The sequence below is a fragment of the Arthrobacter sp. YA7-1 genome, assembly GCF_025960325.1.
Taxonomy (GTDB): domain Bacteria; phylum Actinomycetota; class Actinomycetes; order Actinomycetales; family Micrococcaceae; genus Arthrobacter; species Arthrobacter bambusae_A.
This window is the reverse complement of record NZ_CP110114.1, coordinates 4,206,427-4,223,678: the sequence shown is the minus strand read 5'-3', so window position 1 is coordinate 4,223,678 and position 17,252 is coordinate 4,206,427. Positions and strand designations below refer to the sequence as shown.

The window sequence follows — 17,252 nt, the reverse complement described above, 5'->3', positions numbered from 1 at the left end:
GGCGGGGCGGTATCGACGAATCTGAACGCAGACGATCCGAGAAAGCTTAGCCGTGTGGAGTGTGTATCTCGCTGTTGAAAAGTCTGAGAGCAGCGGTGGATATCGCTGTGGATAACTTTGTTGATAATTCGGTGGGACTGCGGGAGCTCAGGCCTGAGCTCTGTGGGTATCTCGTCGGTCGGCGTCGGTATTCGTGTGGTCCTGAGGTCGCTCGCTGGCTCTGTTTCACGTGAAACAGAGCCAGCGCCTGTAGATCAACCAGATTTACCCCGTTTGGGACCAATATTGGCAGATTCACGGGCTTCTGAAAGCTTTCCGGTCCGTATCAAATCTGATCTCATCTGGCTGGCTAAGCTTTGCTGCGTTCCGCGCCGGACATGCTCCCCAACCGTCCGGGAGAAGCTAGTCGAAGTGGTTCTTTGCGCCCGTGGATATCGTTGTGGATAACCGTGTGTATAACTTTTGGCCGGTCGGTGGATATCCCTCCCAGCGAAGAGCCAGCTGAAGTGGAATCTTGCCTCCATGTTCCTCGCCAGTGCCCGGCTCGACTCGGCTCGGCTTGGTGCTCTCGGGATCTTCTATTCCGCCTGCGCCCCGTGTGAGCGCTCTTGAATTCGACGGTCGCTGCATGTTTCACGTGAAACGCGACCGAATCGAAGGCTGCCGATCACCCGACACCTTCCACTGTCGGTGGGCAAGGGCCGGTGGCAACGACCGAGACCGGAGGACTCCAGGAGCGTGACTGCAGCGGGAGCGCCTGCTGACATTCGGAGAAGCACTGCTGGCATCTATTGGCCCGCGGGTTACCTAATCGGGCGCGGTTCAGTCACGCGGAAACGCGGTTGAGCCACTAGATTGCGGCCAGCCTTGGTTTCTGAATCCCGGACCGGGCGGCCGTGTAGGCATGTCGCTTCTCGTAGTTCAGCTTCGTTCATGAGGGTAGTCGGGCCAATCATTGCTCCCGGTTAGAGGGACCTCCTCCGTTCTCTTGGATTGAGCAGGCGCTCCAGATCGCCCCGTCTACCCCGGACAACCTCGCCAAAAGCAACCAACCCCACCTTGGCCGGTCGAGTTGACCTGCCTTGGGGTTCAATTGTTAGCGCTTCTCGCCTCGTTGCAGGAAGGGGCTTGTGTGAGGGATGCCCAGGGAAATTGCTGCCTCCAGGCTGATCATTTGGCGGCGCTCCGCCTTGCCGGACTTCTTGTCCCGCTGAGGCGGGCTTGAACCCAGGCTCTCGTGCTGGGAGGCAATTTCCGTGGACGTAGCTCTAGTTGCTCGTTTGAGACTCTGTCTCCCCCATTGCCATACGTCCACGATCCTCGGGTGCAGGAAGACGTCAGGGCCACCCCGGCGCGGCTCAGGCGAGTTTGTGTACGGGGAACCAATGCCCAAAGCTGTGGGTGGCGGGTTCAAGATAGCGTAGTCGGCTGAGTCGAGTCTGACTGCAAGACAGCCCGCCCAAGGTACTTCACCGTGTCGGCAGGGATCCTGGATGGGTACTCCCACAATCAGTCTGAATCCCTCGAACGGACCACGTGATTGCCTAACGGCCCGCTCTGGGACCACGTGCGCCGGCGAGCGAAGAAGGCCTGGCCGTCCTAGGGCCTGACATGTAGTGTGTGGCTGCGACACCTTTGTCCTGACTGTGCAGCCGCTGGCCTCAGGTCCTGCCGTCTGAGAGGGTCTGATGCCGCACACTTCGGCTCATTCAGCCACGTTCACGTCTACGCCGTTACGGATCGGCGTTACGGATCAATAGGGGGCTGTCGATAGAGCCACCCACAACCCGGCACCCATAGTCCGTCGACCTTCTCACGCCGTGAGGATGAAGGCGTCCACACGGCGCCTGCTCCCAAGCCTCACGGTGCCAAGGGGCCATTCCAAGGAACTGTATTGTGGCGCAGGGCAATGGCGAACTCCTCCCCCGATTGACGGCCAACAAGCGGCCTCCTCAGCCTCGATGCATGTCCAAGGGTTACTGGGATCGAAGGCTACTCGTGATGACGGACGGAGCAATGGACGGGGTGGGCCGCGTCCCAAGGGACGAAGCAACCTGAATTAATTGTTTACGGACCTATTAGTACTAACGGTCGGGCCTTCTGCCGGCCGACGTCGCCAGGCACTCGTTTGTCCGGTGTCCGGATAGCTTTACGCCTTGCGAGAGTTGCTGGTAGCCACTTGACGCGCCTGTCTGTCACGTGCCGACGGAAGTGTCCGTATTGATCGCAGGCCTGAAGAAGTGCCCGGCCGGCTCTCGGGACACCGCGGTGTTTCACGTGAAACATCGCTGATATGGGGATTTTCAATAGGACGTTCATCCCGTGCCAAGGAGGGTGGTTTGCGGCGACCCCCGGTGCGCCGGTCATGGCCTAGCACCGAACAAGCCGCGGCGTGGTTCTTGACGGGGGTTGATCGACCTGGAAAGCCGCAATGAATAAGGGACGACGCCCCGGCTCGGCGGCAAGCCGTAACCCCCGCACCCAGTAGTACCAGCGCGGTTTCACGTGAAACCGTCCAATCGCCACTGTCCCGCGATCTGCCTGCGCGAGGCTCAGGTCATCCAGCAATGAACCCGGCACCCAAAGCACTTTTACTCCCTCATCAACGAGCCGTGTTTCACGTGAAACAGTGCATGTGTTGAACGTATGGTTCGACCTGTTTCGAATTCAATAGCGAGGGATCGTGGGCTCCAACGCACGGGTAGCACGGTTTCACGTGAAACGACCGGATCACATACTTGCCCTTCGTATCGAACGTAGTGACTCGGCAGCCTGAATGGAAACTCCCTGCGTCCGCGGCGATGCATGAGTCAGTCGGGCGCAACTATTGCTTAGTAAACATTCCAGCATTCGAAGGCGGAATTAGTTCACCCACTCCGGCCCGTCTCCGGGGGCCGAAGTTTCAGTGGCCGTCTGGGCCGTTCCAGCGAAGAACTGCCCCTTTTGAAAGTGAAAAAGGTTCAGAAATAGGAATAAAAACCGAGACTGGCAGCGGGCGTTCACTGCGCCTCTCAATATCACCAGCCGAAACCACGAGGCTCGGGTCTCGAACTCAATAGCGTGTACCCAAAGACATGAAAAAGCCGGCGGTCTCGCTCAACAGCGAAACCACCGGCTCAATCGGGAAGCAGGCCTTACAGGCGCGCCGCATGTCCTAGGACAGGACGGATTCAAATTCCTTTTCGAAGAACTGCTTCGGCTTTGCACCGATAACTGTGCTCTTCACTTCTCCCCCGCTGAAGAGGTAAACGGCTGGGATGGACGTGATGCCGTACTCGGCGGCTATGGCGGGGTTGTCGTCGACATTCAGCTTGACGACATCGACCTTGTCTCCGTATTCAACCGAGATCTCATCGAGGATTGGACCCAACTTACGGCACGGGCCGCACCACTCTGCCCAGAAGTCCACAATGACCGGCTTTTCAGCGGCCAGGACGTCGGTGCTGAAACTGGCGTCGGTAACGTTTTTCGCGTTGCTCATAATTCTTTCCCTTCGAATGGATGGCTGCTGTGCCGGTTAGGCGTGCAGGTCTGCAAGATAGTGCTCGACGTCCAAGGCAGCGACACAACCGGATCCGGCTGCCGTGATGGCCTGGCGGTAGGTCGGGTCCACGACATCGCCGGCGGCGAAGACGCCCTTGATGCTGGTCTTGGAGCTGCGGCCGTCGACGGCGATGGTGCCTTCAGGAGCGAGCTCCAGTTTTCCCTTGACGAGTTCGGTGCGGGGATCGTTGCCAATGGCCACGAAAACTCCAGTGACGGCGAGCTCCGACTCGGTGCCGTCGACGAGGTTCTTCAGCTTCAGGCCAGTGACCTTGTCCCCGCCGATGACGTCCTCGACGGCGGTATTCCACACGAAGTTGATCTTTTCGTGGGCCTGGGCGCGGTCACCCATGATCTTGGAAGCCTTGAGGGTGTCGCGGCGATGTACCACGGTGACCGACTTGGCGAACTTGGTGAGGAAGAGGGCTTCCTCCATGGCAGAGTCGCCACCGCCGATCACTGCGATGTCCTGGTCTTTGAAGAAGAAACCGTCACAGGTTGCACACCAGCTCACCCCGTGGCCGGAAAGGCGTTTTTCATTCTCGAGGCCGAGCTCACGGTATGCGGAACCCGTGGACAGAATGATGGCGCGTGCCATGAACTTCTCCCCCGTGCCGATAGTCACGGACTTGATGTCGCCGTCGAGGTCCAGTTCGGTGACATCCTCAAACTGAATCTCCGTCCCAAAGCGTGCCGCCTGCTTTTCGAAGTTCTCCATGAGATCGGGTCCCATGACGCCTTCGGGGAAGCCGGGGTAGTTCTCGACGTCTGTCGTGTTCATCAGTTCGCCACCGGCCGTCACGGAACCGGCGATGAGAAGCGGGTTCATGTTGGCCCGTGCCGTGTAGACGGCCGCCGTGTAACCGGCAGGCCCGGAGCCTACGATAATGACATCACGTACGATGGACGCGGTGTTTTCTGCGTTGCTCACTGTTGGGTGAACCTCTTCCTTAATCGATGCACCGGTTCCTTGCGGCCGGCCACATGGCACAACCCTATGGCGGCGCGGAATATTCCGATGTTTCCGGGGACCCTAATATCCACCACCATTCAGGGTACCTTCTGGCAGTGCAGGGCATGGAAGCGAGAAGCGTCGGCTACTGGACCTTGATCTCCGCAAGGCGCAGGCCGTAGCCGTAGCGCGTCTTGGGGGCGGTCAGTTTGGGCAGGGCCTTGATGGAGATAATCACGTATTGGGCCGTTACAGGGGCACTGAGCGGCATGGTGAGCTCCGGTGAGGTGAAGCTGTTGGTGCCCACCAGCTTGGCACCGTCCAAGGCCGGACGATCATTGGTGTAAACGCTGATGTTTCCACCGGATGCGCCCAACTGGCTCAAAGTGACGGACGTCACCTGCGAGGGTGTCTTGAGCTTGACCAGCAGCGACACTCCATCGGGTGCGAGTCCACCCCAGTCCGCCGTGGCGAATTCCATGTCCGACCAGTAACTGGCGGCATTGCCGTCGTATGCCTTGACCAGGTCCTTGTCGTAAGTTGCTGCGAAATCGAAATCGCCCATACGGGTGACTCCATCGATGACCGGCGGCGCTGCGACCGGCGGCGCCGAGGCGGTACCTGTGCTGCTCGGCTGTCCAGTTACGGTTTGAGACGCCGAAGAGGACTGCTTGGCCGCGGGAGCCCCGCCGGGGATGAGGTTGCCGAGATTGGTGACAGCAAGGATCAAACCTACGATCAACACGGCGGCAAGGACCCCGCCTACGAGCCAACGGAAGGAACGGGGCTCGCGAACCGGCTCCTCGTCGTAATATTCGTCCTCGTCGAGGGGCCCTGCTTGCTCGCGCGCGTTCGACGGGAAGCTCGAGGCTCCCCGGCTGTATCCGGCGGCAGCCGCGGCCGCATCGCGGGAAGCGCCCGTGCCGCGCGCTCCGCCGTCGTCGTTAACGAAGCCATAGTCGTCCTCGGACCAGAGAGAGACTTTGGATTCCTGGGCCGGGGTTGCAGAAGTAGGCGCCTGAGGAGTGGATGCTGGAACAGCCTGGGTGGCGGGCGCCGCTTGGATTTGCTGGGGAGCGGTCCGGCTCGCCTCGGCGGTCGAAGTGGACGCGGGCCTCCCCGAAGGCGCGGCTTGGCCGTCGTCGCTGTTTGACTTGCCGCTGCCGTTTACGGCGGCCGCGGCCGCTGCGGCAGCAGCCCCTGCCCCCGCTGCCGCAGCAGCGATGCGGGAACCAAAGCCCCCGGAGGCCGACGCCGGCCGGCCAGCGGGCATGGGAGGAACCACCGGGCGGTGCGGGTCAGCGGCAGCCGGCAGCGATTCGCCAGCGGGATGGGGCTCGACCTCGTCGTAACTGATGTACTCGGCGTCGTGCTCGTCGTCGTCGTAGAGTCCGTCGTAGGTCTCGGGTTCGTGGGAACGGGCCTGGCCGAAGATCTCGCTGCCAAGCGTGTCCGTGAAGAACGGTTCGACGTAAGGAGGGTTGGTGGCCACCACCAGGTCCAGCAGGTCGGGCGCGCTGCTGTGGTTCGTAATGAGGTACGTGGTGCTGTCGCTGACCCCGAGGTCGAGGATCTGGACATGTCCGGGCCGTTCGCCGGTGGCGACCTCGCGGGCGCTCTTGGCAACCTGATCGGCGTTTCCGGGGCCAGCCACGAGGATGCTGACAGGCCTGTTGAGGACCTGGTCCATGCCGTCGAGCACCAGATCCTGGTCGTGCGAAGTCAACACGGTGGCTGTGACTTTGTAGCGGCCGCCAAGCACTGATCCGACATCGATCGGGTGGGACACGGGTTCCTCCTAAGACTGTCCGGAAGCTGCGGGTCCTGAATACGGGATCCGGCCAGCCGGGTGACCCGTGGTCTGCAACTACCTGTATTAGTTTCTGATCCTAGCTGATTGGGCCGTTCCGGCTCCCGGTTTGCGCGGATCCGTCACCTTTTGCGGCGTGATCCACCGCGGAAATAGGGGTTGTTTCCCAGTGTTCCCTGATAGGTGCGGCGACCGGGCAACGGGATCCCTGGGCGGCCTGCGCCCCGTTGCGCGGTGCTGGGGAGGTCTTCATCGGGCAGGTATGACTTCTCGACGTCGGACCAGGCATCCACCTTGTCCTTGCCCTCCGCAATGGCTCCATCGGCATCGCGGTTGTCATCCCACCCGTCCTTCGAAGGCATGGTCTGCACGGCCGGACCGGCGCGGAAGGATGCTGCGTCGAACTCCCCCGAGATGCGCGGAATGAGTCCGGTGTCGTCGGAAACCGTGGCGCGGGCCGCCGTCGGGGTCTGCTCTCCACCCGCGGACGGTGCTTTCGCAACCGGAACGCCCCGGCCGAGCCGGCCAAGCACCGGACGGAGCAAATCGCGGAGCTCACTGACGTGGAAGACGCGCAGCAGGAAAAGGTATGCAAGCAGCATGACGGGCCCGACGACGACCACCGTCACCAATGCGGCAGGCCGGCTGCTCCAGGCGAAGCCGTCGGCGTGATAGCTGCCCAGGAGCCACAGTGCCACGGCGCCGGCGATCGCCGAGCCCAACGCGGCGTAGCCCATGCGGATGTACGAGTTTGCGATGCGCGGACCGTCCACGTGGCCGAGAAGTCGTCGCAGGAACCAGACGCTGATCACCACGGAAAGGATGTTTCCGAGGGTATACAGGACGGCGATCGCGAAGATGATCCGCCCGACCGGCAGGAACTGGATGATGAACGCGCCCACAACGTTGACCAGCGCAAGGATGAGCTGGATGTAGAAAGGGGTCCGGGCGTCTTCATTGGCGTAGAAGACACGCGACATCATGAAGTTGGCGCTCATGAACGGGGTGCTCAGCGCGAGGATCGTCAGCGTCTGGGCGAGCATGACGCCGTCCTGGGGTTTCCCGCCGGAGAAGAACATGCCCAGCGGTCCGGCGAGGGCGAACAGGGCCAGTGCCCCGAAGACAGTGGCGACGGCCATGGTCCGCAGCCCGTGCGACAGGGCTTCGCGCAGTTCGGCTTTGTTGCCCGCCTGGGAGGCATGGGCCATCCGGTTGAACAGCACAGTGGCGAGCGACAACGCAATGATCGAGTGCGGGAGCAGGTAGAGCTGGCTGGCGACTTCCAGGACCGCGTTACCCGGGAGAGTGGCGGCCGCCGGGTCTTGCGCATGCTCCAGCCGAAGCCGCTCGGAGCCGGGAATCGTGGCGATCCTCATGACGTAAAGGAACGCGAGCTGCCCGACGGCGGCGGTCAGGAGCGTCCACACGCTCAGTTTCGCTGCCTGGCCCAGTCCGACGCCCCTCCAGCCGAAGCGGGGCCGGAGCCCGAGCCGCAGGCGGATCACCGGGACAAGGAGTATGGCGGTCTGAGCGAGCACGCCGACAGTGGAGAGGCCGGCGATCAGGAACGTCTGGACTGGCCCCCAATTGTCCAAGGTGTGGGGGTTGGTGTTGTTGGCGCCGAGGATCCAGATGAACATGCCCAGTCCGGCGATGGCCACCACGTTGTTCAAAATGGGAGCCCACATCGCGGGGCCGAAGGCACCGTTGGCGTTGAGGACCTGGGTCAGCAGCGCATACAGACCGTAGAAGAAGATCTGCGGCAGGCAATAGAACGCGAAGGTTACGGCCAGCGATTTCTGCTGGGGTGAATAGCCCTGGGTGGTGAGGTCGATGACCATCGGCGCGGCCAGGGTGACCAGGGTGGTCAGCGTCAAGAGAACCAGCACAGCGAGGGTCAGGAGCCGGCTGATGTAGTCCGCGCCGCGGTCCGGACCCTTGCTGGCTTTGATGATCTGCGGGACCAGCACAGCGTTGAATACGCCACCGGCCACCAGGAGGAAGATCAGGTTCGGCAGGTTGTTGGCATTGATGAAGGTGTCGTTGACCGTCGATCCCAGGCCCAGTGCGGCGCCAAGCATCCAGGTTTTGGCGAAGCCGAGGAACCGTGAAACAAGCGTCCCTGCGGCCATGACGGCGCTGGAACGGGTTTCTCCGGACTGGGGTGACTGGGTTGTTTTGGCGGCAGACATTGTCATTATCGTCCCATGAGCCGGGCTGCCTGTTGCGTCAAACCGGCGTCCGCCGGAAGGAAAGGCCCGCGTTAGAGGTGTTCGGGCAGGACTTCCCGGGCGAGATCGGCGATGCGCCGCTCATTGGGAAAGGACAATTTGCGGGCCAATTCCTGGAGGGGAACCCACGCGGCATCGATGGCCTCTTGGTCGGGATCGTTCTCGATGGTCAGCTCCCCGCCCGTGGCGCGCAGGAGGAAATGGTGCACGGTTTTGTGGACGCGGTGCCCGCTCACGGTGAACCAATAGTCGATGCTGCCGAGCGGAGCGAGGACGTCGCCCTCGATTCCGGTTTCTTCAGCGATCTCGCGGACGGCTGCTTCCTCGTTGTTTTCCTTGCCCTCCGGATGCCCTTTCGGCAGGCACCACTCGAGCCGGCCACCCCTATTAAGGCGGGCGATGATCGCAACCCTTAGTTCGCCGTCGGACGTGTCTACGACGACGCCGCCGGCAGAGACTTCCTCCACCGTCGGAAGGGCGGCCTGGGCCGGGTGCGGAGCGGGCGCGACGTGGGCACCAATTGCCGACGGCAATGGTGCGTTCGTCCTCCTGCCAGGAGCACTCGGGATCGGGTTGGCCATGAAGTCCACTCTAACGACTCTTGCCCGTTGGTGATGACCGGGACATGGACTCACGGTGACGTGCGGATGGCGTGAGACCGTGATCCCGGTGTTGTTCCCACCCAATCGCAGCGCAATGACGAGGATCCGGTGTGATGGCGCGGTGAAATCTGACAAGCTTAAGGAACTATGGCGCAAGTATTGGACAGTTCTTCAGTTAATTTCCAGATGGATCCAGTGGTCCTGGACCTCGGTCGGCGTTTCGTGGACGCTGGATTCGAACTGTCGCTGGTTGGCGGGCCGGTGCGGGATCTCTTCCTCGGACGTGTCTCGCCGGACCTGGATTTCACCACTGACGCCTCTCCGGACCAGACCCTCTCGATCATCAAGAGGTGGGCCGACAATTTCTGGGAAATCGGACGCGCCTTTGGAACGATCGGGATGAAGAAGTCCGGCTTCCAGATCGAGATCACGACCTACCGCGCCGAGGCTTACGACGCCGATTCCCGCAAGCCCGCGGTGGCCTTTGGCTCGTCGCTCCTGGACGACCTCCTGCGCCGCGACTTCACCATCAACGCCATGGCGCTCCGGCTGCCGTCGCTGGAACTCGTGGATCCTTTCGGCGGGGTCCGCGACCTCCACGCCTCGGTCCTCGCCACCCCGGGAGCACCCGAAGCGTCATTCTCCGATGATCCCCTTCGCATGATGCGTGCTGCCCGTTTCGCCGCGCAGCTCGGCGTTGCCGTGCACGACGACGTCCGCCTCGCCATGTCCGGGATGGCCGAGCGGATCAAGATCATTTCCGCCGAACGCGTGCGCGAGGAACTCGTCAAGCTCATTAACGGTGCGCACCCGCGTGCGGGCATCGACCTCCTCGTGGAAACCGGACTTGCCGAATTCGTCCTCCCCGAGGTCTCCGCGCTGCGCCTTGAAGCCGATGAGCACCACCGGCACAAGGACGTCTACCAGCACTCCTTGCAGGTCCTGGAGCAGGCTGCGTCGCTTGAGACGGGCCCGGACGGCCCGGTGCCGGGTCCGGACTTTGTGTTGCGCTTCGCCGCGCTCATGCACGACGTCGGGAAGCCGGCGACGCGCCGTTTCGAACCGGGCGGCGCGGTGAGCTTCCGCCACCACGACATGGTGGGCTCCAAACTGACCGCAAAACGCATGAAGGCCCTGCGCTTCGACAACGACACCATCAAGGCCGTGGCGCGGCTCGTGGAGCTTCACATGCGTTTCTACGGTTACGGCGACGCCGGCTGGACCGATTCCGCCGTCCGCCGCTACGTCGCAGACGCCGGCCCCTTGCTGGAGCGCCTGCACCGGTTGACCCGGTCCGACGTCACCACGCGTAACCAGCGCAAGGCCGAGCGGCTCTCCTTTGCTTACGATGACCTTGAGCAACGGATCGAAGTCCTGGCCGAACAGGAATCGCTCAATGCCATCCGGCCGGACCTGGACGGAGCGCAGATCATGGATTTGCTGGGACTCAAGCCCGGACCCGTGGTTGGCCGCGCCTACAAGTTCCTCTTGGAGGAGCGCATGGAAAACGGTCCGCTGTCCCAGGAAGAGGCCGAGTCCAAGCTCCTGGGCTGGTGGACCGGCCAACCCGAGTCCGCCGTCGAACTTTCATCGGAACCAGCCGTCGATGCCAAAGCAGGCACCGCCGAACCAGAGGAGTCCTAAGTGAACCCTGCAGCCAAACTCTCCCGGCCACAGCTCTGGATCATGCGTCACGGCGAGACCGAATGGTCCAAGAGCGGCCAATACACCGGTTTGACGGACCTTCCCTTGACGGTCGAGGGAGAGCAGCAGGCCGTGGAAGCGCGCAAAATCCTGGAAGGCATCGACTTCGACCTGGTCCTGACATCGCCGCTGCGCCGGGCCCGCCGTACCGCGGAATTGGCGGGCTTCCCCGACGCCGTTCATGAGCCGCTGGCTGTGGAGTGGAACTACGGCGATTACGAAGGCATCAGCTCGGATCTCATCCGCAAGGACAACCCGGATTACCTCATCTGGACCGACGGCGTTCCCAACGGCGAGACACTCGACTCTGTGGCGGCCCGGGCCGACAAGATCATTGCCCGCGTCCTCGAGTCCGGAATGGACAACGTCCTGATTGTCGCGCACGGCCATTTTTCCCGCATCCTCACGGCCCGTTGGCTCGAATTGGACGCGAGGGAAGGACGCCACTTTGTCTTGGGAACGGCCAAAGTTTGTACCTTGGGATGGGACAAGCGGACGCCGGCCATTCTCCGCTGGGGATTGTAAGAATTAATTTCTAAATTGTTTGTAATTGGCTGGTCAACAGTGCGATTCATGGTGTAACTTTATTTTTGATCCCAGAGCAATCTGCCGGGATTGAGGCGTGCGCTACCCAGTCAGTCATCTGCGGTAGCGCCAAAACAGAAAAGGAGGTTGGGAAAATGATTACTTTGACTAGCGGATGGAAGATGACCGTTGCTGGCACCCCGGCCTTCGCTGTTCGACGCCGTCCTGCGGCCTAACTTCTCCTGATTTCCTTCTTCCCCCTGATGTTTCAGGGCTGATCAAGGGGCAATCAGGCTCCGAGTTGGGCCTGCCATTGAGCGGTATCACGCGATTGACGTGGTGCGCAGTTTCCTCATAGTTCGGAACCAGCTTCTTGTTGGGGACGGCTGCCCCTGGATACCCCTATCGGAGTTCCATGCTCCGGTACGGACACGGTCGTTCGAGAAATCCGCTTAATCCACCCCTCATTGCCTGGCATTCACGCGCCTAATTCCGCCGCTGTTTTCTTCGAATTCAGGGGGCTTAATTGTCATGCCTGAATTCCGGCAATTCTCTTCAATAACGAAAGGAGGTGAACCCTTGGCCAAGCGCCTCAGGGACTTGATGGTCTTCAACAGCAAGCCCGTCGTCAAAGACAAGACCCTCTTCAACGGACAACTGTTGGATCAACGCCGGGAAGACGTCTACGTCGTCCTGCATCAAATGGGCATCATCCGCTGAGTGTCCCCACCACTGCACTACAGGAGGGACTGATGGCACACATCGGACCGTTCGCCCCGGAAGCCCGCGCGGCTACGCGTGGGCTTCCGCCCTTTAAAGCGGGGGCTTAGGGAGGAGCGCCCCGTGCCTGAAGGTAAGCTCGATTCCATGCAGGAGACAAAGCCGCACATCCAGCAAAAGCGTGCGCGCTTTGTGGTTCCCAGCCGTAGTGATTACTTGCTCAGGAACTTCACCGAGTTGATCGGGGGACCCCTCGGACGGCGGTCCTCCCCCGGGGCCATCTCCCCCGGATTCTTCACCGTGGAGCGGGTCCTGGTCATCCTCACGATCGTCGCCGCCATCGTGTCGATCATGATCAAGGGCTATTGCCGCGTCAACGGCTGGCACACCCCACAGCAGTTCTATGCCACCTGCTACTCGGATTTCCCCGAACTTTTCAGCAGCAGGGGCTTCGCCGACGGCGTCTTCCCGTTCCTTGATCCGAAAAGCATGTTCGAATATCCGGTGATCATCGGGCTGATAGCCGGTGCTACCGCACGGTTGGTCCCGGGCCATGGCGCCACCCCCGATCGGATCCTGGGCTACTTCGACGTGAACGCCACCCTGATTGCGGCCATGTGGATCGTGGTGGTTCTGGCTACCGCGCGCATCAATCGTCGCCGGCCTTGGGATGCGGCAATGGTGGCCCTCGCGCCCGGGATTGTCCTGGCCGGAGTCATTAATTGGGACATGTGGGCAGTTGCCATGCTCGCCGTGGGGATGTACTTCTTCTCGAAGGACCGTCTCGTCATGGCGGGCCTGTTCATCGGCCTCGGAACGGCCACCAAGCTTTATCCGCTGCTTATCCTCGGCGCGATCCTCCTGCTCGCCTTGCGAAGCGGCCGCCTGCGGGGCTTCTTTGTGACCACCGTGTCAGCCGCGGTCGCTTGGCTGGCAGTCAACGTCCCGATCGCGGCCATCAACCCAGCCGGTTGGCGCTACTTTTTCGATTACACCCGTGATCGCCCCGCGGGGTACAGCTCCTTGTGGTTCGCGTATAACCTCGTTGCCGAACGCCTCCGACTGGCCAAACTTGGCCCCGACGCCATCAATGCCTTGGCGATGGACATGTTCCTCCTTGCGTGCGTTCTGATTGCCGTATTGGCATTGGCGGCGCCGCGGCGCCCGCGGCTTGCCCAGTTGACCTTCCTGATCGTGGCAGCCTTCGTGCTGAGCAATAAGGTCTATTCCCCGCAATATGTGCTCTGGCTGGTGCCCTTGCTGGCATTGGCCAGACCCCGCTGGCTCGACTTCCTGGTCTGGCAGGCAGCTGAGGCGTTGCATTGGGCTGCCACCTGGATGTATCTGGGTCAGGTCAGTAGCGGCGGGGCGGCGCAGAACAACATCGATATGCCGTACTACGTCATGGCCGTGGTGCTGCATATGGCCGTAACGGCATATTTGATGTTGAGGGTTGCATGGGACATCTGGGATCCACACCTTGATCCCCTCCGGGTCCAGGGTGTGGACGATCCCCACGGTGGCCTGTTCGATGGCGCGAAGGATTGGTTTCGGGTGGACCTCAAGAATCCGACGGCCTCGGTGCTCCCCTGGCGGCGCGTTGAGGTGAACTCCGCTGAGGACCGTTCCGGGCGCGAGCCGCAATCCGGGCGCGACACCTCCGGAACTCCCCGCGACTCAGTGAGCTCCACGCAAGGCGACGGCGAACGCCATGGCTGAGGTCGCCGTCGTCGGCTCCGGACCGAACGGTTTGGCCGCCGCGGTAGTGATGGCCCGGGCGGGCCTGGCTGTCCGGGTGTACGAGGCCGCCGAGACGATCGGTGGTGGAACGCGGACGACTGAACTGCTGGAGCCGGGGCATATCCACGACGTCTGCTCCGCTGTGCACCCCATGGCGCTGGCTTCGCGTTTCTTCCGGGATTTTGAGCTCGAACGGCGTGTGGAGCTGCGTTTGCCGGAGGTCCAATACGGAACACCGCTCGACGGCGGCAGGGCAGTTCTCGCGTATCGCTCGCTGGAGCGGACGGCTTGTGAACTCGGGGCCGATGGAGCAGCATTTACCCGCCTCATGGGACCGTTGGTGGAGCATCTGGGCGGCGTTCTTGACGTGACGCAGAACCAGTTGCTGCGGATGCCGGCCCGTCCGATCGCCGCGCTACGCCTCGGCCTGGCAACCTTGGAGCAAGGTTCACCGTGGTGGAACCGGCGGTTCATCGGGGATGCGGCGCCCGCACTGCTGACAGGTGTGGCGGCGCATGCTTTGTCTCCCCTTCCTTCTCCCACAGCCGCAGGGGCGGGACTCCTCCTGGGTGCGCTGGCCCATGCCGGTGGCTGGCCCATTCCGGTTGGTGGATCCGTGGCCATAGCGGACGCGATGGTGCGGGACATCGAGGCCCACGGCGGAGTGGTCGAGACCGGTGTGCGGATCGATTCCTTGGAAGAGCTGCGTCCCGCGAAGGCCATCCTGCTGGATGTCGCACCACCAGGACTGCTGCGCATGGCGGGCGCCGCGCTTCCCGCCCGCTATAGGAAGTCGCTGGAAACATTCCGTTTTGGGAATGCGGCATGCAAGGTGGATTTCATCCTGTCCGGGCCGGTGCCTTGGACGGCTCCAGGTTTGGCCGACGCCGGGACGGTGCATGTGGGCGGCACGCGTGCCGCCATGGCGGAGGCCGAGAACCTTGTAGCTGCGGGCCGGCATCCCGCGAAGCCGTATGTCCTTGTGGCCCAGCCATCCATAGTGGATCCGGGGCGCGCTCCCGTAGGGCGGCACATTCTCTGGTCCTATTGTCATGTTCCCAAAGGTTCCACGGTGGACATGGCCGAGGCGATCATGTCCCGGATCGAGGAATTTGCGCCGGGTTTCCGCGACGTGGTGGTCGGCTGGAAGACGACAACGGCGGCGGGCTTGGCCGACTACAACGCGAACTACGTGGGTGGCGATTTTAGCGCGGGGACCATGGATATCCGAGGACTGGTACAGCGTCCCGTGCTCTCCTCAGTGCCGTGGCGGACGCCTCTGCCAGGGGTGTACCTGTGTTCCTCGTCTACGCCTCCAGGACCTGGAGTAACAGGAATGCCCGGGTACCATGCTGCTGAATATGCCCTGAAAGACATGTTCGGCCTGCCGATACCCGGGCTTGGCCTAGGCGCATGACCCCTGCGACGCCCGCTCACTTATGTCGCCAAAATCCGAAACGCTCGCTCACTTGCGTACAGGAGCGGCCCGCGTTTTCCGTCAGAGGTGAGCGGGTGTTGGTGAATGTGCCGTCATAGGTGAGCGGGCGTTGGGCTAGTTGGCTGCCGTGAAGCGTGCCCGGCGGTGGGCAGGAGTTTCGATTTCGTCCAGCATGGCCACAGCGTAGTCCTGGGTGGAGATGGTGTTGCCGGCCGGAGAATCCTTTGCAGTGGAGTAGTTCCCGGTGCGCTCACCCGGCTGGATGACCGGCGCAGGTGCGAGTACGGTCCAGTCCAGGCTCTCGGGAGCTTCCTTGACGGCGGCGAAAGCGGCCGCGGCCGTGGTTGCTTCGGCCTTGTATGCCTCAGGGAAGTCGGGCGAATCGAGGAGGCGGACGCCGTCGATCTCCAGGGTGCCTGCGCCGCCGACGATCATGAGACGTGTACCTTCCGCGTTGCTGTACGCGGTGTCCATTGCCGCCAGCCACTCCCCGTGGTCTCCGCCGGTGCGGCTGGGACCGGTGGCGAGGATGACGGCGTCGTGCTCTTTGGCGACCTCCGCGAAGCTCTGGCCATCAGCGAGGTCGGCGGCGAGGGCCTTCGCTCCAGCAACCTCCGAGCCCTTACGGGAGATCGCGGTGACTTCGTGGCCGCGGGTGAGGGATTCGTTGACGATCTGGCTTCCGACCATGCCTGTTGCGCCGTAAACTGCGATTTTCATGACTCTCCTTGGGTTGCTATTCTTGCGATATCAAAACAGTATCTAATTGATACTGATAGCTTCAAAGGAACTTAGTTACCTCATGGATACCAGCGACCTGCCAGCAAACATCCTCGACCCGGACTGCCCGTCGCGGGTGATCTTTCAACGCATCGGCGACAAGTGGGCTTCGTTGGTGGTCCAGGTCTTCGCGGACGGCCCGATCCGGTTCTCCGAGCTTCGCAAGATGGTCCATGTAGTGACGCCGAAGGTGCTCACCCAGACCCTTCGAACCCTGGAGCGGGACGGTCTCATCACCAGGACCGTCCACGCGCAGGTACCCCCTCGCGTCGACTATGAACTGACCGAGCTCGGAGCTTCCTTGCTGGAGCCCTTGACCCTTTTGCGTCTCTGGGCGGAGGATCACGTGCCCAGCATTCTCAAGGCCCGCGACGCCTATGACGATGCCCAGGACGAGGCCGTGATCCGGGACTGACCCTTCCGGCCTTCGCCAACTGGCTCGCAGTAAGTGTCGTTTTGAGGCCTCAGAACGACAACAAATGCGAGTCAGTTGGGTGTGCCGACAGGGACGCGCGCACTGAGGCGCCCGTCCCGCATAGTGGCGACGGAGTCGGTGAGCGGGAGGAACTCGGTGTCGTGCGTGACCATGACGGTCGCCGTCGCGAACTCGTCGGTGACTTGACGCAGTAGCCGCACGATCGATTCACTGCGTTCGTGATCCAATGCCGCGGTCGGCTCGTCGACAAGCAGCACCCGGGGTTGGCCCATGAGCGCCCTCGCGATGTTTACCCGCTGCCGCTGCCCTCCGGAGAGCTGGTGCGGCCTCTTGTTGAGCGAACTCCCGAGCCCGACGACGTCGAGCAGTTCCGTAGCGCGCTCACGTGCCGCTTTGGCAGGCTTTCCCCGGAAGTGGTCGCCGATGATCAACTGCTCGACGGCGGTCAGCGACGGCAGGAGGTTGGGTTGCTGGAAGATGATGCCCACTTTTTCCCGGCGCAGGGAAGTGAGTTCGGGGTCCTTGAGTCCAGTGGCATCCGTGCCGTCGATGATGACGAGCCCGGAACCCGGCCGAACGAGTGTTGCCGCCACGGCAAGAAGCGAGGACTTCCCGGAGCCCGACGGGCCCACGAGGGAAAAGAACTCGCCGGCGTCCACGCTGAGATCCACGGCGTCCAGGGCCTTGAGGGTGGAGTCTCCGTCCGGGTACTCCAGGGTGGCGTTGACGAGGTTCAGTACGGGGTTCATTGATATGCCTTTCATGGAATAT

13 protein-coding genes are annotated in these 17,252 nt (G+C 62.2%); 6 read left to right on the top strand and 7 right to left on the bottom strand.

Annotation, left to right across the window (positions count from 1 at the left end; translation table 11 throughout):
- Positions 1-3,154: 3,154 nt before the first annotated feature.
- The 5 genes from trxA to OIT41_RS19760 all read right to left on the bottom strand — a co-directional run bounded on the left by trxA (position 3,155) and on the right by OIT41_RS19760 (position 9,069).
- A complete protein-coding gene (gene trxA, locus OIT41_RS19780) occupies positions 3,155-3,481 on the bottom strand; it encodes a thioredoxin (protein ID WP_078107075.1) in 327 nt (108 codons plus the stop codon).
- A 36-nt stretch (positions 3,482-3,517) separates the two neighbouring features.
- On the bottom strand, positions 3,518-4,474 hold the full coding sequence (trxB, locus tag OIT41_RS19775; RefSeq protein WP_241707632.1) for a thioredoxin-disulfide reductase: 957 nt from the start codon (positions 4,472-4,474) through the stop codon (positions 3,518-3,520).
- A gap of 166 nt (positions 4,475-4,640) precedes the next feature.
- Complete coding sequence (locus OIT41_RS19770; protein WP_241707631.1) at positions 4,641-6,284, bottom strand: ABC transporter substrate-binding protein; 1,644 nt, start codon at positions 6,282-6,284, stop codon at positions 4,641-4,643.
- 143 nt (positions 6,285-6,427) lie between these two features.
- A complete protein-coding gene (gene murJ, locus OIT41_RS19765; RefSeq protein WP_241707630.1) occupies positions 6,428-8,497 on the bottom strand; it encodes a murein biosynthesis integral membrane protein MurJ in 2,070 nt (689 codons plus the stop codon).
- A gap of 71 nt (positions 8,498-8,568) precedes the next feature.
- Positions 8,569-9,069, bottom strand: coding sequence for an NUDIX hydrolase (locus OIT41_RS19760; protein ID WP_241707707.1), 501 nt, complete (start codon positions 9,067-9,069; stop codon positions 8,569-8,571).
- A gap of 216 nt (positions 9,070-9,285) precedes the next feature.
- Here OIT41_RS19760 and OIT41_RS19755 point away from each other — a divergent pair, with 216 nt between their 5' ends.
- The 5 genes from OIT41_RS19755 (at position 9,286) to OIT41_RS19735 (ending at position 15,244) form a co-directional block, all read left to right on the top strand.
- Positions 9,286-10,782, top strand: coding sequence for a CCA tRNA nucleotidyltransferase (locus OIT41_RS19755; protein ID WP_241707629.1), 1,497 nt, complete (start codon positions 9,286-9,288; stop codon positions 10,780-10,782).
- A 42-nt stretch (positions 10,783-10,824) separates the two neighbouring features.
- Entirely contained in the window at positions 10,825-11,367 is a 543-nt protein-coding gene (locus OIT41_RS19750; protein ID WP_078107119.1) for a histidine phosphatase family protein, read from the top strand.
- Positions 11,368-11,946: 579 nt separating this feature from the next.
- Positions 11,947-12,087 (top strand): hypothetical protein, encoded by a 141-nt coding sequence (locus tag OIT41_RS19745; protein ID WP_171983456.1) that lies wholly within the window; start codon positions 11,947-11,949, stop codon positions 12,085-12,087.
- 147 nt (positions 12,088-12,234) lie between these two features.
- Positions 12,235-13,806: a glycosyltransferase family 87 protein gene (locus OIT41_RS19740; RefSeq protein WP_241707706.1), complete on the top strand. Its 1,572-nt coding sequence runs from the start codon at positions 12,235-12,237 to the stop codon at positions 13,804-13,806.
- Positions 13,799-15,244, top strand: a complete 1,446-nt coding sequence (locus OIT41_RS19735; protein ID WP_241707628.1) for a phytoene desaturase family protein — start codon at positions 13,799-13,801, stop codon at positions 15,242-15,244. The genes OIT41_RS19740 and OIT41_RS19735 overlap by 8 nt, the downstream gene beginning before the upstream one ends.
- A 135-nt stretch (positions 15,245-15,379) precedes the next feature.
- Here OIT41_RS19735 and OIT41_RS19730 read toward each other — a convergent pair whose 3' ends face one another.
- Positions 15,380-15,985, bottom strand: a complete 606-nt coding sequence (locus tag OIT41_RS19730; protein WP_241707627.1) for an NAD(P)-dependent oxidoreductase — start codon at positions 15,983-15,985, stop codon at positions 15,380-15,382.
- An 82-nt stretch (positions 15,986-16,067) separates the two neighbouring features.
- On the opposite strand from OIT41_RS19730, the gene OIT41_RS19725 reads away from it, so the two are divergent.
- Positions 16,068-16,460 (top strand): winged helix-turn-helix transcriptional regulator, encoded by a 393-nt coding sequence (locus OIT41_RS19725; protein WP_264637130.1) that lies wholly within the window; start codon positions 16,068-16,070, stop codon positions 16,458-16,460.
- Between the two features lie 71 nt (positions 16,461-16,531).
- Here OIT41_RS19725 and OIT41_RS19720 read toward each other — a convergent pair whose 3' ends face one another.
- Complete coding sequence (locus tag OIT41_RS19720; RefSeq protein ID WP_241707625.1) at positions 16,532-17,230, bottom strand: ABC transporter ATP-binding protein; 699 nt, start codon at positions 17,228-17,230, stop codon at positions 16,532-16,534.
- Positions 17,231-17,252: the final 22 nt, after the last annotated feature.